General features: G+C 47.8%; 21 protein-coding genes and 1 riboswitch. Of the genes, 19 read left to right on the forward strand and 2 right to left on the reverse strand.

Annotated elements, in window-relative coordinates; all coding sequences use genetic code 11:
* Positions 1-132: 132 nt before the first annotated feature.
* The 17 genes from NSU15_RS03150 (at position 133) to ilvA (ending at position 19,791) form a co-directional block, all read left to right on the forward strand.
* A complete protein-coding gene (locus NSU15_RS03150; protein ID WP_339289109.1) occupies positions 133-1,338 on the forward strand; it encodes an MFS transporter in 1,206 nt (401 codons plus the stop codon).
* 112 nt (positions 1,339-1,450) lie between these two features.
* Positions 1,451-1,714: a DUF1294 domain-containing protein gene (locus tag NSU15_RS03155; protein WP_042124022.1), complete on the forward strand. Its 264-nt coding sequence runs from the start codon at positions 1,451-1,453 to the stop codon at positions 1,712-1,714.
* Between the two features lie 40 nt (positions 1,715-1,754).
* The gene (locus NSU15_RS03160) at positions 1,755-2,189 is read left to right on the forward strand and encodes a universal stress protein (RefSeq protein ID WP_042124024.1); all 435 of its coding nucleotides are present in this window, start codon (positions 1,755-1,757) and stop codon (positions 2,187-2,189) included.
* Between the two features lie 228 nt (positions 2,190-2,417).
* Positions 2,418-2,519: riboswitch (purine riboswitch) on the forward strand.
* Between the two features lie 210 nt (positions 2,520-2,729).
* A complete protein-coding gene (gene purE, locus NSU15_RS03165) occupies positions 2,730-3,215 on the forward strand; it encodes a 5-(carboxyamino)imidazole ribonucleotide mutase (RefSeq protein ID WP_042184739.1) in 486 nt (161 codons plus the stop codon).
* An 89-nt stretch (positions 3,216-3,304) separates the two neighbouring features.
* Positions 3,305-4,447: a 5-(carboxyamino)imidazole ribonucleotide synthase gene (gene purK, locus NSU15_RS03170; protein WP_339291231.1), complete on the forward strand. Its 1,143-nt coding sequence runs from the start codon at positions 3,305-3,307 to the stop codon at positions 4,445-4,447.
* A gap of 5 nt (positions 4,448-4,452) precedes the next feature.
* Positions 4,453-5,748: an adenylosuccinate lyase gene (purB, locus tag NSU15_RS03175; RefSeq protein ID WP_042124027.1), complete on the forward strand. Its 1,296-nt coding sequence runs from the start codon at positions 4,453-4,455 to the stop codon at positions 5,746-5,748.
* Positions 5,749-6,060: 312 nt separating this feature from the next.
* Positions 6,061-6,951 carry a phosphoribosylaminoimidazolesuccinocarboxamide synthase gene (locus NSU15_RS03180; protein ID WP_339289112.1) on the forward strand — a complete coding sequence of 297 codons (891 nt, stop codon included), beginning with the start codon at positions 6,061-6,063 and terminating at the stop codon, positions 6,949-6,951.
* Positions 6,952-7,084: 133 nt separating this feature from the next.
* Positions 7,085-7,330: a phosphoribosylformylglycinamidine synthase subunit PurS gene (gene purS, locus NSU15_RS03185; protein ID WP_036680912.1), complete on the forward strand. Its 246-nt coding sequence runs from the start codon at positions 7,085-7,087 to the stop codon at positions 7,328-7,330.
* 5 nt (positions 7,331-7,335) lie between these two features.
* Positions 7,336-8,025, forward strand: coding sequence for a phosphoribosylformylglycinamidine synthase subunit PurQ (purQ, locus tag NSU15_RS03190; RefSeq protein ID WP_042124034.1), 690 nt, complete (start codon positions 7,336-7,338; stop codon positions 8,023-8,025).
* Complete coding sequence (gene purL, locus NSU15_RS03195) at positions 8,003-10,249, forward strand: phosphoribosylformylglycinamidine synthase subunit PurL (protein ID WP_339289114.1); 2,247 nt, start codon at positions 8,003-8,005, stop codon at positions 10,247-10,249. The genes purQ and purL overlap by 23 nt, the downstream gene beginning before the upstream one ends.
* Positions 10,234-11,730: an amidophosphoribosyltransferase gene (purF, locus tag NSU15_RS03200; RefSeq protein ID WP_339289116.1), complete on the forward strand. Its 1,497-nt coding sequence runs from the start codon at positions 10,234-10,236 to the stop codon at positions 11,728-11,730. Before purL ends, purF begins: the two co-directional genes overlap by 16 nt.
* A gap of 366 nt (positions 11,731-12,096) precedes the next feature.
* A complete protein-coding gene (gene purM / locus NSU15_RS03205; RefSeq protein ID WP_042124040.1) occupies positions 12,097-13,137 on the forward strand; it encodes a phosphoribosylformylglycinamidine cyclo-ligase in 1,041 nt (346 codons plus the stop codon).
* Entirely contained in the window at positions 13,137-13,751 is a 615-nt protein-coding gene (gene purN, locus NSU15_RS03210; protein ID WP_339289118.1) for a phosphoribosylglycinamide formyltransferase, read from the forward strand. Before purM ends, purN begins: the two co-directional genes overlap by 1 nt.
* 164 nt (positions 13,752-13,915) lie before the next feature.
* A complete protein-coding gene (purH, locus tag NSU15_RS03215) occupies positions 13,916-15,463 on the forward strand; it encodes a bifunctional phosphoribosylaminoimidazolecarboxamide formyltransferase/IMP cyclohydrolase (RefSeq protein ID WP_076121669.1) in 1,548 nt (515 codons plus the stop codon).
* Between the two features lie 23 nt (positions 15,464-15,486).
* Entirely contained in the window at positions 15,487-16,752 is a 1,266-nt protein-coding gene (gene purD / locus NSU15_RS03220; protein ID WP_339289120.1) for a phosphoribosylamine--glycine ligase, read from the forward strand.
* 286 nt (positions 16,753-17,038) lie between these two features.
* On the forward strand, positions 17,039-18,334 hold the full coding sequence (locus NSU15_RS03225) for an SEC-C metal-binding domain-containing protein (protein WP_339289122.1): 1,296 nt from the start codon (positions 17,039-17,041) through the stop codon (positions 18,332-18,334).
* A gap of 194 nt (positions 18,335-18,528) precedes the next feature.
* Entirely contained in the window at positions 18,529-19,791 is a 1,263-nt protein-coding gene (ilvA, locus tag NSU15_RS03230; RefSeq protein WP_042124049.1) for a threonine ammonia-lyase IlvA, read from the forward strand.
* Between the two features lie 102 nt (positions 19,792-19,893).
* On the opposite strand, the gene NSU15_RS03235 is transcribed toward ilvA, so the two are convergent.
* Both NSU15_RS03235 and NSU15_RS03240 read right to left on the reverse strand, forming a co-directional pair.
* Positions 19,894-20,835, reverse strand: coding sequence for a hypothetical protein (locus NSU15_RS03235; protein WP_339289124.1), 942 nt, complete (start codon positions 20,833-20,835; stop codon positions 19,894-19,896).
* A 47-nt stretch (positions 20,836-20,882) separates the two neighbouring features.
* On the reverse strand, positions 20,883-21,653 hold the full coding sequence (locus NSU15_RS03240; RefSeq protein WP_339289126.1) for a DUF1129 family protein: 771 nt from the start codon (positions 21,651-21,653) through the stop codon (positions 20,883-20,885).
* A gap of 74 nt (positions 21,654-21,727) precedes the next feature.
* Between NSU15_RS03240 and NSU15_RS03245 the strand changes: the two genes are divergently transcribed.
* Together NSU15_RS03245 and NSU15_RS03250 are read left to right on the forward strand one after the other, a co-directional pair.
* On the forward strand, positions 21,728-21,931 hold the full coding sequence (locus NSU15_RS03245) for a hypothetical protein (protein ID WP_042124052.1): 204 nt from the start codon (positions 21,728-21,730) through the stop codon (positions 21,929-21,931).
* 489 nt (positions 21,932-22,420) lie between these two features.
* Positions 22,421-23,251: an alpha/beta fold hydrolase gene (locus NSU15_RS03250; RefSeq protein ID WP_339289128.1), complete on the forward strand. Its 831-nt coding sequence runs from the start codon at positions 22,421-22,423 to the stop codon at positions 23,249-23,251.
* Positions 23,252-23,301 lie beyond the last annotated feature (50 nt).

Below are 23,301 nucleotides of genomic sequence, written 5' to 3' on the forward strand. Positions count from 1 at the left end.
GGGAAATTGGATAGTAATAATGAAGACTGCTGAGTTTGCTCAGTAGTCTTTTTTTATTCGCGTAAGTTTTTGTAGTCTACGGATAGGCTTTGAATTAGAATGTTAAGCAAATACATAGAGCAGGTGATTAGGGTGGCAGCGGAGCAGCAAGTGGATCCAGTGAAAGCGGCAGATAGCCCACAGGGTCAGGGTAACAGCAGGTTTTTCTTTCTTGTGATTGTATTTATGTTCTGGTTCTCTTCTTATATTTATGTCCCGGTGCTTTCACCGTATGTGGAGCATTTGGGAGCATCGTATTTTATGGTAGGCATGGTGCTTGGCGTATACGGGTTAATGCAGATCCTGTTCCGACTGCCGATTGGTATCGGTTCAGATTATTTGAATCGGCGGCGGCCGTTTATCTATCTGGGATTGATTGCGAGCGGAGCCAGCTGTTTTCTTTTTATGTGGGGAGCACAGCCTGTTTGGGCATTGGCAGCACGTGCGGTATCCGGTATAGCGGCTTCGGCATGGGTCGTGTACACTGTGATGTTCGCGGGCTATTTCCCGAAAGAGGAAGCTGGAAAAGCAATGGGCATGCTGCAATTTACTACAGTTATCGCCCAATTGACCAGTATGATGATCAGTGGCTATATGGTGGAGCATTGGGGCTGGAATACCCCGTTCTTGATGGGTGGAATTGTAGCGATTGCGGCGTTGCTGCTTGCTCTGCGATTGCCTGAACAAAAACAGGAGAAGCGACAAAGTACCATCCAGATCAAGGATTTGGCGGGTGTTATGAAGGAGCCCCTTTTGGTAAGAGTCTCACTGTTGTCTGTATTGGCACACTGTGTGCTATTCATTACGATGTTCGGATATACTCCGAACCAAGCCCTGAATATCGGAGCAAGCAAAGAAAGCTTGGGCTGGCTGACGCTTGCTTTCATGATTCCGCATGCTATCGCGACCCTCTACGGCTCACGGACATTCGGAAGACTCCTAGGGGACAGGGGGACGCTTATCATAGGCTTCGCGGGCAGTGCATTGTTTACACTTCTTATTCCTTCTATGCCGACGTTAGCGATGCTTTGTCTGACTCAGGTAGGAAACGGATTTATGCAGGGACTTATTTTTCCATTGTTGTTAGGCAAGTCGGTGTCAGAAGTGGATCCATATAAACGTGCAACAGCTATGGGCTTCTATCAGGCTGTCTATGCGGTAGGCATGTCGGCGGGACCGTTCGTGGCAGGCTGGATGAGTGCTCACTATGGTTTGACCGGGGGGTTCTGGCTGGGCGGAATTGCGGCGGCGCTGGCTGCGGTGTTGTCATGGATATGGATGAAGGATGCGAAGCAGTGAAACTAAAGAGGCAGACAGCGAAGTTATCAGAGCGTGTAAGGATGATTGGTTTTTTGTGAAAAAGAGGAATATAATAGAGATAGATAGGTAGCAAGGAGGAGAGCCCGGGAGAATGGTCAAGGTTATAATGTTGTGGTTTGTGGTAATTAATATAATCGGATATGTAGTGATGTCCGAAGACAAGATCAAAGCCCGTAAACGGCGAGAACGTGTACCTGAAAAGACACTTTTTCTGCTGGCAGCTATGGGTGGGGCACTAGGCGTGCTGATTGCCATGTATCGTAAGCGCCACAAGACACGACATATGTCCTTTAGGATCGGAATTCCGTTACTTCTGTTGCTGAATATCTTTTTGTACAGCTATTTTTTAAGGTGATAGTCTTTATGATTACAAACTAGAAAAAGAGGTGGCGTACATGTTATTCTCTAAAATTTTACTCGCCTATGATGGATCTAAGGCTTCTAATCAAGCATTGGAGCGCGCAATTGAACTCGCAAAAGTAACTCCGGGCTCTACGCTGCATGTTGTTCACGCATTTGAATTCCCAAGATTTTTTATCGGAGAAGCTTTAGCACCACTGCCAGCTTCAGTAAATAAAGAATATTATGATTTAGCAGTACAAACTACGGAAGAAGTAAAGGGACGCCTTGAGGCTGAAGGCTTGAATGCTGAGGTTGAGCTTTTACAAGGATCACCTGCTGAAGTGATTTTGAAATATGCTAAAGAAAAGGCTGTGGACATCATTGTCATCGGCAGCCGCGGACTTGGCGGAATACGTGAATTTGTTCTGGGAAGTGTGAGCCACAATGTAGTACAAAGCGCCCGCATTCCAGTGCTGGTGGTCAAATAATATAGAGTTAAAAGGGACGCTTATGGCGTTCCTTTTTTCAAATATAAGAAAGTATAAGTTTTATGCTTAATATAACATCTGGTGTTAGAACTAAGAGTGTACGGAAAGAAGTCTTTATCATCAAAATAAGTGGCTGTTGAGAATTTAAATTCGCCTAAAAGCGAACGTTTAGTAATCCTAATTTACAAATGTTCGTGTTTGAGTTGACATCCTGTGTAGGGGATTGTTAAACTGATGTCATGAGCAACTCGTATAAAACCGGGGATATGGCCCGGAAGTTTCTACCCGGGAACCGTAAATTACCGGACTACGAGGAAATAGGATGATAGAATGCGGCAATGCGGTCCGGGTAACGGAATGATGCATTATGCCATTTTCCGCGCTTAATGCAGCCTAATGATAGGCACGCGGATTATTTTTTCCTAATTTCTTTACTAGTCCGATCCTCCCGCAGCAAAATGCGTCTGGTCATCGGGCTTTTTTTATTCGAATTTACAAGATAAAGATATCCATACTAGTGACTGGAAGGTAGGTCGAATCATGTCTGTACAGGTAGCTGTTATCATGGGCAGTAAATCGGATTGGGACACGATGGAGCACGCTTGTGCGGTGCTTGAAGAGCTGGGATTATCTTATGAGAAGAAGGTAGTATCCGCGCACCGGACGCCGGACTTGATGTTCAGCTATGCGGAGGAAGCCGCGGGCCGGGGTATTCGCGTCATTATTGCAGGAGCGGGCGGTGCAGCACATTTGCCGGGTATGGTGGCAGCAAAGACGATCCTGCCTGTGATTGGAGTGCCAGTGCAGTCGAAGGCGCTTAACGGGCTGGATTCGCTTCTCTCCATCGTGCAGATGCCAGGGGGCATTCCAGTGGCAACGGTAGCCATTGGTAAGGCAGGTGCCATTAATGCAGGCCTCCTGGCCGCACAGATTATCGGAGCGTTCGATCCAGAAGTGCAGCAGCGTGCGCAGCTGCGGCGGGATGCGATCCGCGACGAAGTCCTTGAAAGCAGCGACAGCTTATGAGACCGGAGGAGCTGAAGCTGCAGGAGGCTGGCGGCGCTAATTCGCCAGCTGCTACTAATGCGTCCGGTACGGGCACCGTCCGGACGCTACTGCCCGGCGCGACCGTCGGCGTGCTCGGCGGCGGGCAGCTCGGGCGCATGATGGCGCTGGCTGGCAGCGCCATGGGCTACCGCTTCGTGGCGCTGGACCCTGCGCCGGATGCGCCTAGCGGTCAAGTTACGCCGCAGATTACAGCGGCGTATAACGACCGGGACGCGGCGCGGGAGCTAGCGCGCCGCTCGGACGTCATCACGTACGAGTTCGAGAACGTCGACGCGGGTGTTGCCGCGCTGCTGACGGAGGAATCGTACGTGCCGCAGGGCAGCGCGCTGCTGTATACGACACAGCATCGGCTGCGCGAAAAAGCCGCCATCGAGGCGGCAGGCGTACCCGTCGCCCCGTACCGGAAGGTGGATAGCCTTGCGGAGCTGAAAGTGGCGGCGGTTGAACTTGGACTTCCCTGTGTGCTGAAGACAGCCACAGGCGGTTATGACGGCAAAGGACAAGCCGTGATCCGGCAGGAGGAAGAGCTGGAAGAAGCCTTCCGGCAAGTAGCACCCGGAGCGGTTGTACCGGAGCTGGTGCTTGAGAAATTTGTCGCTTTTAAGTGTGAAATATCTGTTGTTGCTGCACGCAGTGCATCTGGAGAGGTTAAGAGCTTCCCGCCATCGGAGAATATTCATGTGAATAATATTTTGCATCTGTCTATTGTGCCTGCAAGAGTATCAGAGGAGATTCAGCGGAGAGCATGCGAATTGGCAGAGACATTAATCGCTGGACTTGATGCGGTTGGGCTGCTGGCTGTAGAAATGTTCGTCACAGAGGACGGAGAATTGTTCGTCAATGAACTGGCACCAAGGCCGCATAACTCCGGGCATTACACCATGGACGCTTGCGCGACTTCACAGTTCGAGCAGCATGTCCGGGCGATTTGTAATCTGCCGCTGGGCGATACAACGCTTTTGACACCCGTAGTTATGGTAAATGTACTAGGTCAGCATTTGGATGGCGCCATTAAAGCGACCTGTACACAGGACGAAAAAGATAATAAGCTGGGTGTTGTACCTAAGCTTCATATATATGGCAAGACTGAGAGTAAGACCGGCCGCAAGATGGGCCATATCAATCTGCTCTGCAAGGATACCGGAGACGGCTTGTCCTGGGTGGAGCAATCTAAACTTTGGAGGAAATAAAGAATATGATCGAACGTTACAGCAGACCTGAGATGCGAGCTATTTGGACGGAGGAAAATAAATTCAAAGCGTGGCTGGAAGTTGAGATCTGCGCTTGTGAAGCATGGGCTGAGCTGGGAGTTATCCCGCACGAAGACGCAGCTAAACTGCGTAAAGACGCTAAATTCGACATCGCACGCATTGATGAAATAGAACAAGAGACACGTCATGACGTTATCGCATTTACACGTGCGGTTTCCGAAAGCCTTGGCGCAGAACGCAAATGGGTTCACTACGGTCTTACTTCTACTGACGTGGTAGATACGGCACTGGGTTACTTGCTTCGTCAAGCGAATGAGATTCTAGAGAAGGATATCATCAATTTTATTGAGATCCTTAAAGATAAGGCTATTGCCTACAAAGATACACCGATGATGGGCCGTACACATGGCGTTCATGCCGAGCCAACCACCTTCGGTCTGAAAATGGCGCTTTGGTACGAAGAAATGAAACGTAACCTGGAGCGTTTCCGCCATGCTGCGAACGGTGTGCAGTTCGGTAAAATCTCCGGTGCCGTTGGTACGTACGCGAACATCGATCCTTTCGTAGAAGAATTCGTTTGCCGCAAGCTCGGCACAAGCCCAGCTCCAATCTCTACACAAACGTTACAGCGTGACCGTCATGCTGAATACATGGCTGCTCTTGCTTTGGTAGCGACATCGTTGGACAAATTCGCTACTGAAATCCGCGCTCTGCAAAAGAGTGAGATTCGTGAAGTGGAAGAAGCTTTTGCCAAAGGTCAAAAAGGTTCTTCCGCTATGCCGCATAAACGTAATCCGATCGGCTGCGAGAACATTTCCGGTCTGTCCCGCGTCATTCGCGGACATATGGTTACAGCTTACGAGAACGTACCGCTCTGGCATGAACGCGATATTTCGCACTCCTCTGTGGAACGTATCATCCTTCCGGATGCGACAATGCTGCTCAACTACATGCTGAACCGTTTCGGTAACATCGTGAAGAACCTGACTGTATTCCCAGAGAACATGAAGCGTAACATGAACCGTACCTTCGGCGTTCCTTTCTCCGGTCGGATCTTGACTAAACTGATCGACAAAGGTCTTAGCCGTGAGCAAGCATACGATACCGTTCAACCGCGTGCTATGCAAGCATGGGAAGAGCAAAAACAATTCCGCGATATCGTGGAAGCTACACCTGAAATCACTAACGTTCTTACCCCAGAAGAGATTGAAGATGCATTTAACCCTTCTTGGCACCTTAAGCATGTGGACACCATCTTCCGCAAGCTAGAGCTTATCTAAAAAAAAGATAGGTTAGTGGTGAACTAAGGAGCTTGGAATAGTACGAGCGGTTAGCGTTGTGCAGAATTGAAATACCGATGGTTAATAAGGAACGAAGAGAATTTTTGGAACTGTAGAAGCGTTAGCGTTCGCCTTTATCCTCGGATTTCTACCGCGAGAAGCGGTTCAAATCAGGAAATCTGAGGATAACAGCGATCGGAAGTCCAAATATTTCTTGTAGTGGACCGATTGACCAATAGATATTTCGACTTTGTAAGTGACGCTTTCGCTCAAGTAATAATTAATGATCATTAGTTCAAGGGAGGAAAGGTCATGACATCGTCGGCCGTATCCACAGCCGTGGAACTCATCAATGCGCCGCTGCTCTATAAAGGGAAGGTTCGTGAGCTGTACGATTTAGGGGAGAATGTACTGATCGTCGTCACGGATCGGATATCTGCTTTTGACTATGTGCTGGACCCCGCGGTACCTGAAAAGGGCAATGTGCTTAACCGTCTGAGTGCGTTCTGGTTCGGAAAGACGAAAGAGCTAATGGAGAATCATGTCGTTCATATCGATGTGGATTTGCTCGGAGACATCGTTAAGGACAAAGAGACACTCAGAAACCGTGTTATGGTGGTACGCAAAGCGGAACGCATCGATATCGAATGTGTGGTGCGTGGGTGCATTACCGGTGGGGGCTGGAGACAGTATCAAGAAACAGGCAAAGTCAATGGTATTGAGCTTCCTAAAGATTTGCGCAAAAATGCGCTGCTGGCACAGCCGATTTTTACCCCTGCGGCTAAAAATGATGTAGGTCATGATGAGGATATTCCTTTTGAAAAGATGCAGGAGTTAATCGGTGCTGATCTGGCACTCGAGCTGCAGGAGAAGAGCTTGCAGTTGTTCTCTTTTGCCAGAGAGTACTGTGCTGAGCGGGGAATTATTCTTGCAGATTGCAAATTCGAATTCGGCTTGCTGGACGGCAAGGTGATTCTGATCGATGAGATTTTTACGCCGGATGCTTCACGCTTCTGGGCCAAGGACAAATATGCTCTTGATATCGAAATTGATAGTATGGATAAAGAGCCTGTTCGTACGTATCTATCTGCATCCTCCTGGGATAAAAATAGTAAACCTGATCCACTTCCACAAGAAGTAGTTGAAGAAACTACACGCCGTTATCTGGACATTTATCATCGTCTTACTGGCAAGTCTTTATAGCTCAACATAGTGTGTTTACTCATGAGAATAAATTAAGTATATGTTTTTGTTTTTGAAGCTAGAGTTACTTTTAGTAGAGTTTCAGCTTTCAGAAAGTATATACACATAAAAATTTAGGAGGAACTACAAGCATATGTTAAAAGCGACGGTATATGTCACCATCAAGAAGAGCGTTCTCGATCCACAAGGGGTAGCAGTGCAAGGAGCACTTCATTCGGTAGGTTTTCAAGAGGTTGAAAGTTTGCGTATTGGAAAATATATGGAGCTGACTTTGGACACGGACAACCGTGCTGAAGCAGAAGTGCGTCTCAAGGAAATGTGCGAAAAGCTACTTGCCAACACGGTGATCGAGGATTACCGCTACGAATTGGAGGACTAAACGACATGAAATTTGCTGTACTTGTCTTCCCAGGCTCCAACTGTGATATTGATTGCTACAAGGCGGTAGAGGACAGTCTCGGCGAACCCGTCGATTATGTGTGGCATACAGCGACAGATTTGTCGGCGTATGATTGCATTTTGGTTCCAGGCGGATTCTCATATGGTGATTACCTGCGCTGCGGTGCGATTTCAAGATTTGCTCCTGTTATGGCTGAAGTTGCTAAAGCAGCAGAGCAAGGGAAATTCGTGCTAGGCATTTGCAATGGGTTCCAAATTCTTACTGAAGCTGGTTTGTTGCCGGGCGCGCTGCGTCGTAACATGTCCATGAAGTTCCGTTGTCATGATACAGTGCTTAAGGTTGTTAATAACGAAACCCCATTTACTATTGACTATGCTAAGGATGAAGAAATCATCATCCCAATCGCTCACGGCGAAGGAAACTACTACTGTGATGAAGAGACTTTAGCAGAGCTGAAAGCTAACAATCAGATCGTGTTCACATATAGCGATAATCCAAACGGCTCTGTAGCTGATATTGCGGGCGTTAGTAACGTACAGGGCAATGTAGTCGGCATGATGCCTCACCCTGAGCGTGCAGCTAACAGCTTGCTCGGATCAGAAGATGGCAAACGGATGTTCACATCTATACTGAAGACTTGGAGGGATCGTCATGACGCAGCAAGTATCCGTTAAGGAACCGACCGCAGAACAGATCGCAGAGCAGAAAATTTACAGCCAATTCGGTGTGTCGGACAGCGAATATGAGCTCATCAAGTCTTTTATGGGACGTTTGCCGAACTACACCGAAATTGGCGTATTCAGCGTAATGTGGTCCGAACACTGTGCATACAAAAACTCTAAGCCACTGTTGAGACGTTTCCCAGTTACTGGACCACGTGTCCTGATGGGACCCGGCGAAGGCGCAGGGATTGTAGATATCGGAGACAACCAAGCGGTTGTATTCAAAATTGAAAGTCATAACCACCCTTCTGCGGTAGAACCTTTTCAAGGCGCGGCAACAGGCGTAGGTGGCATCATTCGTGATATTTTTTCCATGGGCTCAAGACCTATCGCATTGCTGAATTCCTTGCGTTTCGGCAAACTGGAAAGCGATCGCGTGAAATATTTGTTCGAGCATGTCGTGTCTGGTATTGCTGGTTATGGTAACTGTATCGGGATTCCAACCGTGGGCGGCGAAATCATGTTCGATGATAGCTATGACGGTAACCCGCTTGTTAACGCAATGTGTGTCGGTCTGATCGATCATGATAAAATCCAACGCGGTGTCGCTAAAGGTGTAGGGAACCCGGTCTTCTACGTAGGACCTCCAACAGGACGTGATGGGATTCATGGGGCTACTTTTGCATCCGTGGAACTAAGTGAAGAGTCCGAAGCTAAACGTACAGCTGTACAAGTAGGCGATCCATTTATGGAGAAACTCGTGATGGAATCTTGCTTGGAATTGATCGATAGCGGCATCGTTATCGGGATTCAGGATATGGGTGCGGCTGGACTTACCTGCTCTAGTGCCGAGATGGCAAGTAAAGCGGGCAACGGTCTGGAGCTGTATCTGGATCAGGTGCCACAACGTGAAGACGGCATGACTCCTTATGAAATGATGCTTTCGGAATCGCAAGAACGGATGTTGTTCGTAGTAGAACCGAAGGATGAAGCTCAGGCGCAAGAGATTTTTGATCGCTGGGGTGTAATCTGCTGTAAGGTCGGTAAAGTTACGGATGACGGTCGCTTGAAGCTGTATCATCACGGTGAAGTTGTTGGTGACATGCCAGTAACAGCGCTCGTGGATGAGTGCCCAGTCTATAACAAACCATCTGAGGTTCCTGCTTATTATGTAGAAAATGAATCGGTAGATACGCTTCGTTACGAGGAAGTTACAGATCTAGGCGGCGCACTTCGTACTGTTCTGGGATCGCCAACCGTAGCGAGCAAAGCTTGGGTATACAACCAATATGATTATATGGTGCGGACTAGTACGGCTGTTCGACCTGGATCTGATGCAGCTGTAGTTACCATTCATGGTACACGTAAAGGGCTAGCGATGACTACGGACTGTAACGGTCGCTACGTTTATCTTGATCCTGAAGTGGGCGGACGTATTGCAGTCAGCGAAGCGGCACGTAACATCGTTTGTTCCGGTGCTGAACCATTGGCTATTACGGATAACCTAAACTTCGGAAACCCTGAGAAACCTGATGTGTTCTGGCAAATGGAACGTGCGGTTGATGGTATGGCTGAAGCTTGTCGTGTGCTGGATACTCCGGTTATCGGTGGTAATGTCAGTCTTTATAACGAAAATACTACGGGATCCATCTATCCAACGCCGGTTGTCGGCATGGTTGGTTTAGTAGCGGATACAGATCATATTACGACTCAAGGATTCAAACAAGAAGGAGACTCTATCCTTCTGCTAGGTGTAACAAAAGCTGAGCTTGGTGGTAGTGAATTTCAATATGCCGTTCATGGTGTAACCGAAGGCCGTCCTCCAGCTTTGGATTTGGCTACTGAGAAAAAACTGCTGAGCGCAGTGCTTCAATCGATTCGCGGCGGTCTGGTGCGTTCGGCACATGACTTGTCCGAAGGCGGCCTTGCTGTAGCACTTGCAGAGAGCTGTATCAGCGGTGGCATTGGTGCGAACGTTGAGCTTTCTGCTAATGGACTTAGATCCGATGTAGCATTGTTCAGTGAGAGCCAATCGCGTATCGTGCTGACAGCAGCGCCTGAACGTGCAGAAGGGCTAAAAGCAGCGATTGCTGCCAGCGGCGTACCCGTGGAAATCATCGGAACTGTAGGTGGAGACAGACTGCGCGTAAATCTGGACGGTGCATCCGTATTAGATGAAGCTGTAGCAGAATTGAAATTCGTGTGGGAGGATGCTATTCCATGTCTTATGAAATAAAGACCGGGAAAGAGCAGGAGACTCCTATCCTGTGGACTGGTGACTTTTACAATGAAGGAACGGGCTCGGGAGATATTTTTGACACATTAAAAGAAGAATGCGGCGTTTTCGGGGTCTTCGGACACCCGGAAGCGGCGTCCATGTCTTATTACGGCTTGCACGCCTTACAGCACCGAGGGGAAGAAAGTGCGGGCATCTGCGTAGCAGATGGTCGTGATTTCAACTATCACCGCGGGATGGGGTTAGTAAAAGAAGTATTCGACAAGGACAAAATTGCCTCACTGGTTGGAGACATGTCTATCGGGCATGTACGTTATTCCACCAGTGGGGACAGCCGCTTAACCAATGCACAGCCGCTCGTATTCAAATATCGTGACGGTGATTTGGCGATTGCTACAAACGGTAACATTGTTAATGAACCGTTGATTCGTAAGCAGCTAGAGCAAAGCGGATCGATCTTCCAAACCACAAGTGATACCGAAGTGCTGGCGCATCTGATTGCACGTTCGCCTAAGGATTTTGTTGAAGCGGCTAAGGATGCGCTGAAACAACTGGTTGGCGGGTTCGCTTTTCTGCTCATGACGAATGACAAATTAATTGTTGCTTCGGATTCTCACGGTTTGCGTCCGCTTGTAATGGGGCGGATCGGCGATGCCTATATTTTTGCTTCCGAATCTTGCGCACTAGAAGTCATCGGAGCGCAGCTGGTTCGCGATATCGAACCCGGCGAACTGCTCGTGCTCGATAAAAACGGCCTCTTAGAGGAGCGTTTTACCGAGCCTAAACGTAAAGCGCTGTGCGCGATGGAGTATATTTACTTCTCTCGTCCAGACAGTGATATGAACGGCGCTAACCTGCACACCGCCCGGAAGCGGATGGGTAGCCGCATGGCATTAGAAGCTTTCGTAGATGCTGACCTCGTAACCGGTGTACCGGATTCAAGTATCTCGGCAGCGATCGGATATGCGGAGCAGACGGGCATTCCTTATGAGCTTGGACTCATCAAGAATAAATACACAGGCCGGACCTTCATCCAGCCGAGCCAAGAACTGCGTGAGCAAGGTGTGAAAATGAAGCTAAGCGCGGTTCGCAGTGTGGTGGATGGTAAACGTGTCGTCATGATCGATGATTCCATCGTGCGCGGCACAACTTCGCGGCGGATCGTCAATCTGCTTCGTGAAGCGGGAGCTGTTGAAGTGCATGTGCGGATTACATCGCCGCCCTTCAAGAATCCTTGCTTCTATGGCATTGATACCCCAGACCGCCGCGATCTCATCGCGTCCTACAAGACCATTGCGGAAATGTGCGAAGAGATCAATGCCGATTCCTTGGCATTCCTTTCACCGGAAGGCCTAATCGCTTCCATTGGTGGTCACAACAAAGATGATTATAAAGGCGGGCTATGCCTTTCCTGCTTCGATAACGATTACCCGACGCAGGTTGATTTTGGCGGGGAAGAGAAAGATGGCTGCAGCTGCTAGTTAGGGGCCATCCCCCTAAGTTCCCCTTGCAAAGGTGTGGGTGTTCGCTTGTTTCGCATAAGGAGGTGCATGGCGCAGCTCATGCACCGAGGTCTTGAGGTCCGTGTGCAAGGTGCGCACTGCGGCTTGCAGTAGGGGAAACCCGGTGGTTGGAGGGAGTTATGGAGAGGAAGTTTGGAACTGTAGAAGCGTTAGCGTTCGCCTTTATGCTCGAATTTCTACCGCTCAGCGGTAACAAATTCAAAGGAATTCGAGCATAACAGCGATCGGAAGTCCAAACATTCCTCGCAATAACTCCAATAACCACCACTGGTCCCGAATGCGCCCAAACGCGCTCTAAACTAATTTAAAGATGAGGTGTCCCAAGTGTCGGAAGCTTATAAAAACGCCGGAGTGGATATTGCGGCTGGTAATGAAGCGGTAGAACGCATGAAGAAACACGTAAAACGTACTTACCGTCCAGAAGTAATGACGGATCTCGGTGGGTTCGGAGCGCTGTTTGGCCTCAATAAAGATAAATATGAAGAGCCAGTCCTTGTGTCTGGTACTGATGGTGTAGGCACGAAGCTCAAAATCGCGTTCGCGGCAGATCGCCATGACACGATTGGGATCGACGCTGTGGCTATGTGCGTGAACGACATTGTAGTGCAAGGCGCAGAGCCGCTCTTTTTCCTCGACTATCTGGCTTGCGACAAAGTCGTGCCGGAGAAAATCGAAGCGATCGTAGCAGGGATCGCAGAGGGCTGTCACCAAGCAGGTTGCGCATTGATTGGCGGCGAAACAGCTGAAATGCCGGGCATGTATTCAGCGGGAGAGTATGATATCGCTGGATTCACGGTTGGTGTAGCTGACAAAGCGAAGCTGGTAACAGGCGCAACCATCGCTGCTGGAGACACAGTGATCGGTCTGGCATCTAGCGGCGTGCACAGCAACGGCTTCTCGCTGGTGCGTAAGCTTTTGCTTGAGGAAGATGGCTATGGTCTGAATGATGTGCTTCCGGAGCTTGGAGCTCCGCTTGTGGATGTACTTCTTGCACCAACTAAGATCTATGTAAAGCCTTTGCTGGCACTGTTAGAGCAGCTTCCGGTAAAAGGTATGGCACATATTACGGGTGGCGGATTCATTGAGAATATCCCGCGCGTATTGCCTGACGGTGTAGATGTGGAGATTAATTACGGATCGTGGCCGATTCTGCCGATCTTCGGATTGATGCAGAACAAAGGAAACGTAAGCAACCGTGATATGTTTACTACTTTTAATATGGGAATTGGACTTGTTCTGGTAGTTAGTGCTGCTGATGGAGAACGTGCTCTTGAACTGCTAAAAGCTAGCGGGGAAGAGGCATATATCATTGGTAAAGTGACAGAAGGGGAACACAAAGTAACCTTTACTGGAGCTGAAGTGTGATGCAATGGAGTCGAATCGCTGTTTTTGCTTCTGGGCAAGGCAGTAATTTTGCAGCACTAATCGATGCACAGAGAGCGGGCTTGCTTGGTGAGGGCAATATTGAGTTGCTTGTATCCGACAAGCCAGAGGCACCTGTAGCTAAGCGTGCGGAGGATGCGGGCATTCCCGCCCTCTTGCTGCGGCCAAAAGATTTCGCCAGCCGTGAAGACTACGAAGCAGAGATCGTAGCAGAGCTTCAGCGGCGGGAAATCGGGCTGGTTGTGCTGGCAGGGTATATGCGTCTCATTACACCTGTGCTGTTAACGCCGTATGCTGGACGAATTATTAACATTCATCCATCGCTGCTGCCTGCTTTTGCGGGAAAAGATGCTATCGGACAAGCGCTGGAATATGGCGTAAAGCTGACGGGTGTTACTGTGCATTTTGTCGATGGAGGTATGGATACCGGGCCTGTTATTGCTCAGCGCAGCATAGCCCTGCAGGATAACGACACAGCGGATTCATTGGCAGAACGTATTCATAAGGTTGAGTATGAGCTGTACCCCGAAGTGGTTGGCGCTTTTGCCAGCGGGAAAGTGGAACTGCGTGGAAGAAAGACGATTATCCGCGAATAGTAAGCTGCACCGCAGCCATTCGAAGTTTTGGATCGACATTTGGTGACAGACCGAGATGTTTCAGGGTATTTCTCGGGAAATATTGCATAAGCGGCGTTATGTGTCGCGTTGTGGGTTTTCTTCATATTAAATCGCATGTACAACCTGAAGGAGGACTATTCAAAGTGAGTATCAAAAGAGCGCTAGTCAGCGTATCGGATAAACAAGGTATCGTGGATTTTTGCCGCGAGTTGTCTGCATTAGGCGTAGAAATTATCTCTACAGGTGGAACAAGCACGCTTTTGGCTAAAGAAGGTGTTCCAGTCATCGGGATTTCCGATGTGACAGGATTCCCGGAAATCATGGACGGACGTGTCAAAACGTTGCACCCTGCTGTACACAGCGGATTGCTTGCTGTTCGTGATAACGAGGAGCACACGCGTCAAATGAAGGAGCTTGGACTGGACTACATCGATCTGGTTGTTGTGAATCTGTATCCGTTCGCGGAAACGATCGCAAAACCTGACGTATCCTACGAGGAAGCCATCGAGAATATCGATATCGGCGGACCTACAATGCTGCGTTCTGCAGCGAAGAACCATGCTTTTGTAAGTGTAGTGGTGGATGCTAATGACTACGCTACAGTACTTGAAGAGGTTCGCGCAGGTGGAGATACAACGCTAGAAACACGCAAACGTCTTGCGGCAAAAGTGTTCCGTCATACGGCGGCTTACGATGCCTTAATTTCCGATTATTTGGCTAACGTTACTGGCGAGCCTCTTCCAGAGCGCTACACCGTGACTTATGAGAAAATTCAGGATCTGCGTTATGGTGAGAACCCGCATCAAAAAGCGGCGTTCTATCGCAAGCCATTGGCGGCACTGGATACACTCACTGCGGCTGAGCAATTGCACGGCAAAGAGTTGTCTTACAATAATATCAACGATGCTAACGCAGCACTGCAAATCGTGAAGGAATTTGAAGAGCCTGCTGTCGTAGCGGTTAAACATATGAACCCTTGTGGTGTAGGTGTGGGTGAAAGTGTATACGAAGCTTATCAAAAAGCTTACAACGCCGATCCAACTTCTATCTTTGGCGGAATTGTAGCAGCGAACCGCATAATTGATGCAGACACAGCGAACCTTCTGAAAGATATTTTCCTCGAAATCGTTTTGGCACCAGGCTTTACGGAAGAAGCACTGGAAATCCTTACAAAGAAAAAGAATCTCCGTTTACTCAAAATCGGTAATCTTAGTACGGCTAGTGCGCGTAAGAGCAGCTTTGTAGTGACTTCGATCGATGGAGGAATGGTTGTACAGGAGAGCGATGTGCACTCTGTAAACCCAGATGATCTACAAGTTGTTACGGACCGTAAACCAACAGAAGAAGAATTGAAACAGCTGTTGTTCGGATGGAAAGTAGTTAAGCACGTGAAGTCTAATGCGATTGTACTCGCAGCTGATGATATGACTGTTGGCGTAGGTGCAGGACAAATGAACCGTGTGGGTGCAGCAAAAATTGCAATCGAACAAGCCGGTGAAAAATCCAAGGGAGCTGTACTTGCTTCCGACGCTTTCTTTCCAATGGGCGATACGCTTGAAATGGCAGCAAAAGCAGGTATCACTGCTGTGATACAGCCAGGCGGCTCCATTAAAGACGAAGAATCAATTAAGGTCGCTAATGAGTATGGTATTGCTATGGTCTTCACAGGCGTCCGTCACTTCAAACACTAGAGCACTGGGAGGATCATATTCGGATGGATATTTTAGTGGTTGGCGGCGGCGGCCGGGAACATGCGATGATTTGGAGTTTATCCCAAAGCCCCAAGGCAGGTAAAATCTATTGCGCACCCGGCAACGCCGGGATTGCGCAGTTAGCCGAATGTGTGCCGATCGGAGTATTCGAGTTCGATCGCCTCACGGCTTTTGCAAAAGAGAAGGAAGTAGGTCTTGTTGTAATCGGACCGGATGATCCGCTCGCTGCTGGGATTGTGGATGCTTTTGAAGCACAGGATATTCCTGTGTTTGGTCCGCGTAAGAATGCGGCGGAGATCGAAGGCAGCAAAACCTTTATGAAGGATCTTCTGCATAAATATAAAATTCCGACAGCAGCCTATGAGAAGTTTGACGACTATGAAGCTGCACTAACTTACTTACGGGAGCAGCCGCTGCCGATCGTCATCAAGGCAGATGGTCTGGCCGCAGGAAAAGGTGTGACGGTCGCTTATTCTCGGGAAGAAGCAGAGCAAGCGCTCGCTGATATTATGGTCACTAAGATATTCGGTGAGGCAGGCGCGCAGGTTGTTATTGAAGAATTTCTAGCTGGACAGGAAATGTCGATTCTGGCTTTTGTCGATGGAGAGACGGTACGTCCTATGGCTGCTGCTCAGGATCATAAGCCCGTATTTGATGGGGATAAAGGTCCTAATACCGGCGGAATGGGTACCTATTCGCCTTTACCACATATTGATGAGGCTATTATCCAAGAAGCAATCGAGACCATCATTAAGCCGACAGCAAAAGCCATGGTGGATGAAGGTCGTCCCTTCAGCGGTGTACTGTTTGCGGGACTAATGATTTCTCCAGAGGGAAAACCTAAGACGATTGAGTTTAATGCTCGTTTCGGTGATCCTGAGACACAGGTCGTGTTGCCTAGACTCAAGAGCGACTTGCTAGAAATCTTTTTGGCGGTTACCGAGGGTAGACTTGCAGATATCGACATAACATGGAGCGACGAAGCGGCTGTATGCGTAGTTCTTGCTTCAGGAGGATATCCAGGCCCTTATCCAAAGGGTGTACCGATTGAAGGCCTTGAAGACAGCCAAGGAGGGCTGATCTTCCATGCCGGTACGGCGCGTGGTGAAGACGGAAGCTGGGTGACAAATGGGGGTCGGGTACTAGGCGTGGTAGGCCTAGGTGCTACGATTGCTGAAGCTCGTGCTGCAGCTTACGCCAGGGCTGAAGGAATTACTTTTTCCGGAAAACAAAGCCGCAGCGACATCGCTATGAAAGCTTTGGTATAAGGATAAAGAACTGTATCTAGCATTTTTTGCGCTAAAAGTCCTAAAAAAGGACTGACAAGTGATAGAAGAAGTGCTATAATACTACACGTACGGGGGAAAATGTGCGGATATATACAGATAAGGGTCTTTCCGATCATGGGAAGGCCCTTTTAAATCGGAGTCCTTCAGACTTTGTGAAGTAACCTTTTAAAGGATGCCTCGTGCCTGGAAATGATGATACTTATAGTGCATACTAGCGATACGCTTATGGCGAATGGCTACTCACAGATTTAAGGAGGAATTCGTTTTGAGTAAGATTGGAAGAAATGATATGTGTCCTTGCGGAAGCGGGAAAAAATATAAGAAATGCTGCCTTGGGAAAGAAACCTCTGCAGTAGAGTCCATCATGCAACTTGTAAACAAGGAAGAAGCGGCTGCTAGCGAGATTGTGGCTGAGAAGCAGGAACCCGTAGCACAACCTGAAGTAAAAATCACTCTTGCTACGCTCAGAAAAAAAGTGTCACGTGATCTGAAATGGGAGCACCCAGCTCATGAACAATTGGCGCTGCACCTTATTGAGAGCATGAGAGAAAGCTATGATAGAGAGCTTATTTGGGAAGCTCTAGTTCTGTGGAATGGTTATTCCCGTAAGACTAAGCCTGCTGTGAAGAAAATGGGCTCTTTCTGCGCAGCAATTGAATTTATTTTGTCTGAGGAATATGGTTTCTCACTAACGCAAGCAGATCTTGCCACTAAACATGAGGTTACTACACCTACTATTTCTAGAAAAGTTAAAGAGATGCTTAATTACATTGAGGAATATGGCATGGGTGGAGCGGAGGAAGAACTACTTCTGCTGAATGTCTCAGGCAGTCCGAAGGATCAGGAGCAGGCTCTATTACAAAAGGCTATGCAAACCAATACATCCAATCGCCGGATTCAGTTAGCTGAAGCCGCGCTAGAGGTTTATCCGGACAGTCCGGATGCTTATCTCATTTTGGCTGAGGAAGCAGAGAACGAAACCGATGCCCGCGCTTTCTTGAAAGCAGGGATGGAAGCAGGTGCACGTGAGCTTGGTGAAGCCTTTTTCGCTGAGAACAAAGGACATTTCTGGGACCTCCACGAGACGCGTCCATACATTCGAATCTGTAAAAGCTACGCTGACTCCTGCTGGTTTAGCGGAAATGCGGAAGAAGCCGCTAAGACGCTCGAACATATTTTAGCGCTTAACCCAGAAGATAACACAGGTGCACGTTACCTTCTGACTGCAGCATACCTCTACAGGAATAAGCTGGCAGAGACGGAATTAGTGCTGGAGAAATTCGGAAAAGATGCTGCAGCGACAGTAGCTTACGACCGTATGGTCTTAGAATATAAGAAGAACGGGATCACTTCCCAACTGAAAATGTTGTACCGCGTAGCGCGGAATGTGAACAAGCATGTGCCGGATTATTTATTAGGAATCAAGAGATTGCCGCACAACTTACCGGATTTTGTAGGGATGGGCGATGCAAACGAAGCGATCGAATATGTGATTGTACACTCACGCTTGTGGACAAGCCTACCTGATCTGCTGAAGTGGATGCTGAAGCAACAGGATTAGTAGTATTCGGATCTTGAACGTATATGAGCTTAAAGAGATTATGGGAGATTCCTATAGTCTCTTTTTTAATATAAAAAAAGTGTAAGTTTTACTTCAATATTGTATTGCGTACAGCGGACAATGCTTGAAAAAATGTCCTTGGGAGAGTATGTTACAAGAAGAGAATGATTAGATGATAGTGAGGCGAGAGGGTTATGAGAGAAGAGGAAGACCGAATCGTAGGAATGGAAGATATCGTACGGGCTCATCACGTACTGCGGGAGGTCATCATCCGGACTCCACTACAGCGTGACGCCGTACTATCGGCCAAGTATGATTGCGATGTATATTTGAAGCGCGAGGATTTACAGATTGTCCGTTCTTTTAAAATCCGTGGAGCTTATAATATGATTCGTAGTCTATCAGCAGAAGATAGAGCTAAAGGCATTGTCTGCGCGAGTGCAGGAAATCATGCACAAGGTGTAGCCTACTCCTGTAAGGCACTTGGAATTAAGGGCAAGGTCTATATGCCGAGCACCACACCTAACCAGAAGGTGAAGCAAGTTCGGCGGTTCGGCGGTGAGTTTGTTGAGGTCATTCTGAAGGGTGATACTTTCGATGACGCTTATGATGAAGCACTGCAAGCTTGTATAGATCATGGAATGACGTTGATCCATCCGTTTGATGAGCCGAGAATTATTGCAGGCAATGGAACAATAGCGATGGAAGTAATGGAGAATCTGGACCATCCTGCCGATTTTATGTTCGTAACGATTGGTGGGGGCGGCCTGGCAGCAGGAATAGCCACTTATGTGAAGACGGTCAGTCCATCCACTAAGTTGATTGGCGTGGAACCGCTCGGAGCCGCTTCAATGACTGAAGCGATCAAGCTTGGAGAAGTGGTAACGCTTAAAGAAATTAACAAGTTCGTGGACGGAGCGGCTGTTAAGCGCGTCGGCGGACTGACTTATGATATTTGTTCCCGGCATCTGGATGACATTGTGATGGTGCCTGAAGGTAAAGCTTGTACCACCATTCTGGAACTGTATAACGAGAATGCTATAGTGGTTGAGCCAGCGGGCTCCTTACCTATCGCAGCACTTGATCAATACCGTGATCAAATCCGCGGCAAGACGGTTGTCTGCATCATCAGCGGTGGTAACAATGATATTGACCGTATGCAGGAGATCAAAGAGCGGTCTCTGATCTACGAAGGCTTAAAGCACTACTTCATGGTGAACTTCCCGCAACGGGCAGGTGCCCTGCGTGAGTTCTTGGGTGAGATCCTTGGGCCTCACGATGATATTACCCGATTCGAGTATATTAAGAAGCATGATAAAGAGAACGGCCCTGCGCTTGTAGGCATTGAACTATTATCTACAGATGCCTATGAACCTCTCATCGAACGGATGCAGCAGAAGGGCGTCGATTACGTAGAAATCAATAAGGATTCCAATCTCTTTAACATCCTTATTTAATTTCCTTCATCACTTTAATTATTTCGTTAATGAACATAGAAAGGCCCGTCCCAGAATAAAGTGGGGCGGGCCTTTTGTATAATGTCTTATATTTCTAGCATATTAGAGTGGCATGGTAGTCTTACGGAACTGCTCGACTTCGTCGTTTAATTTAAAATTATTATCCTTCATCAATTTCATGAAGCCATCTAGTTTCTGTAGGAATGAGCTAGTATCGTTATTCTTGGTCAGAATGCTAGAGTAGGCTTTCTGTGCCTCCAAGTCCATTTCCAGATTGTCATAGTGGAAGAGGGGCGTGTTGTTCTGACCGTAGAACGTATTGTTAACGTAAATAGAGTATAAGGATTTAACAGCTGAAATTCGATTCGATTTCGGATAATTTTGAATGAATTGCTCTTGAGACAATGCACGTGCAGCTACATCGGTCCAACCAATGACCAGCCCGTTGTCCTTGGAGGAAGGAAGATCAGACTCCGTGGCCATAATGGATATATAAGCACTGATATCATTAGTGACATAAAGCTTATATTTGCGGTAAGCTGCATAATCGATCACAGGGAAAAAAGTACCCTCCGCCGTCTCCAGTTTATATCCGCTTTCGCTGGCACTTTTCAGTAGAGTGCGCAGTGCGGGATCTTCTGTAGCCTCAGCAAGGGTTTTCATACTAGCGCCAGCCTTATAGATGGCGGTGAGCTTCCGCTGGACATTGCTGGTATTGAATTTGCTCTCCCACGCCGGAAGAGCCGCCTTGTGTAAATTCTCAAGCTTCAGTGTCATTATTGTGGCACGATACGAACCTACCGCATACATATTGGCGTTCAAATATTTAATAGCTTCGGGTAACTTGTTAGAGGAAGACAACAGCGGCAATGCAGCTTTATAGATAGCCTCCGCATGATCATTGTTAGCAGTCAGAGGACTTGCCTTAGCGCCTCCCACAGGAGGGCTGACAGCGCCTTCAGCTTGAATCGTTCCTATAGGTATAGCACCTAGTCCCAATGTTACTGCTAGAACAGAATAGAGAATACCTTGCTTCTTATTCATAAAAGTTCCCCCTGTCTATCGGATGGAATACGGGTGGAGCACGATTTTTACTTTTTGAAAAATATAAACTTTAGTCCAATTGCGCCAATCAGGGAAACAATTAAGCTTACCCATGGAGATAATGTAATGACCGGAAACAAACGGTCAAGGTAGAGACCAATGAATACGGCAACCACGGCGATTCCGATATAGACGCCAAGGCCCTTGATATCAAAAGGTTTGGCTGTAGGCGCATCACTCTCAGACAAGGAGGTCATCCATTTCATAATAAGCTCGATCAAGATGATGGAACCTGCACCCACAGCGAAGAGCGTGAAGAGGCTAATCTGTCCGAACATCCCGGGTGATCCATTGGTCCATTGCAGGAAGAGTCCGCCTATAGCGAAGATTCCGAACAGACAGGTTAGAGCCGCGCAGGGAATCATCGAGTAATAGTTCCATTTGCTGCGTACCGGGCGTGTGGGAATGCTGTCTATGATCTCTTTAAAATAATCATCCGGATTCTCACCAAACACCTGCTTAGCATTTTTCCCTTTCTTTTGTTCTTTCAGAAGTAGTTTTGCTGCATCCAGTAAAAGTTCTTCAGCGCGTAGAGCTTCTATCCGGCTAGCCCGCAACGTCAGGATCATATCTTCAAAATAGGATCGATTGAAAGGCGTCATCTGCTCGCGCAGGGCGTTATTTTCCTTAATCATATCTTTCACTTTCATAATTAGGATGTAAACCTCCAGTAGTGTAATCGGTATAGTCTTTAACCTAGAGTATACGTTTGCCTGACAGGTCAGCGCAAGGACAAGCATTTCTATTTTCCTATGCATAATCCTTTTATAAGAGTGAACACTGATAATGTTGTTGCTTGATCAATATAGCTTTGGGAAAGGTTGGGAGCTTTATGGAACATGAGAACAAGAAGGACCAGGAAAGAGTCATGGGCAACGGTTTCGAGCCTACGCCCAATCATTCAATGGGGGATTGGGGCGGCTCTGATGGATTCAGCATGTGGAATTCCACGGAAGAGCCAGCAACCGAGGGCCTGCTTAAGGATTGGGAAGGCAGTCAAGAAACCCATGAGATGTTTAACGACAGCTATGATTGATTGACGACCCTAGAAGCTCATCACGCTAAAAAACACCACAACAGCGATCCTCCGTTTACTGGAGGATCGCTGTTGTGCGTTTTTGTGAGGGGACTTGGTTCAAATCTCGGAATGCTGGAATTACAAAAATGTGTAGCGTTGGGGCGTTGGAACACCGGAACCCGGAATTATACCAACCCCAACCCCAACCCCAACCCCAACCCTCCATGGTGTGGCTTGATCCGCATACAAGATATCTAAATCAACCAAGGCTAGTGTTTAGATCAAGAGTGGAAAAACTACGCGTGTGTTCCGGAGTCATGATCAAGACTTACGGAATACTCTGTTTGTCGTGTTGACCAATGTTCAATAATCCCCTCATTTGATTAGGAATTGTCCCGTTCCTGTTGACAATATGAGCGAAATCTTTATAATAAGGATATAATTCACACTAAGTTAATCGGAATTCTAATAAATTAAAATAACTTTTAAATATAGGAGGTTACGGCAATGGAACGGAATATTGTAATTCGGCATAACGGCGAAGAATTGACAGCGAGCATCCATTATCCGAGTAAAGAGAAGGGAACTTCCACACGTTGCAAGGACAGATTACCATTAGCCGTAATTTGCCATGGATTTGTAGGTAATCGGATTGGGGTGGATCGGATCTTTGTCAAAGCGGCTCGTGAGCTGGCGCAAGACGGGTATATGGTCATTCGATTTGATTATGCGGGCTGCGGCGAGAGCAGCGGTAATTACGGCGGCGAGGATATGGAGTCGATGATCGCTCAGACTAGAGCGGTGCTCGATTACGGAATTAGCTCTGCCGATGTGGATCCACAGCGTGTGACGCTCATTGGCCACAGTCTGGGTGGGGCGGTTGCGCTTTTGACAAGTATTCGGGATCGCCGTGTGAAGAATCTCGTGCTGTGGGCCTCTGTGGGTTACCCCTTCAATGATATTGTGAAGATCGTAGGGCGGGAGGCATATGATCGATCAGTGAAGAATGGCTCAGCGGATTATGTGGGCTACTCGTTCACACCGGTATATTTTAATTCTTTGGCGGCTTTTCAGCCTTTCCAAGAGGCAAGTAAATTCAACGGTGATGTACTCGTCATTCATGGTACTTCTGACGATGTCATCCCCGTGGATTATGCTTTCCTTTATCAGAAATTATTCTGGACGCGCCCTGAGGGGCGTTGCGATAAAGAGATCATTTTTCAAGGGGATCATACCTTTTCTTCCGGGCCAGCACAGCAACAACTGCTTAAGCGGACAAGAGAGTGGATGAACGAGCAGGAGCATGTGCAGACAGAGTGGCAAAATTGGATGATATAGGTGATGGACTTTACTCGCAATAACTTGAAATAAGCGGTAAAATAAAGATG

The sequence above is a fragment of the Paenibacillus sp. FSL E2-0201 genome (assembly GCF_037963325.1).
Classification (GTDB): Bacteria; Bacillota; Bacilli; order Paenibacillales; family Paenibacillaceae; genus Paenibacillus_AQ.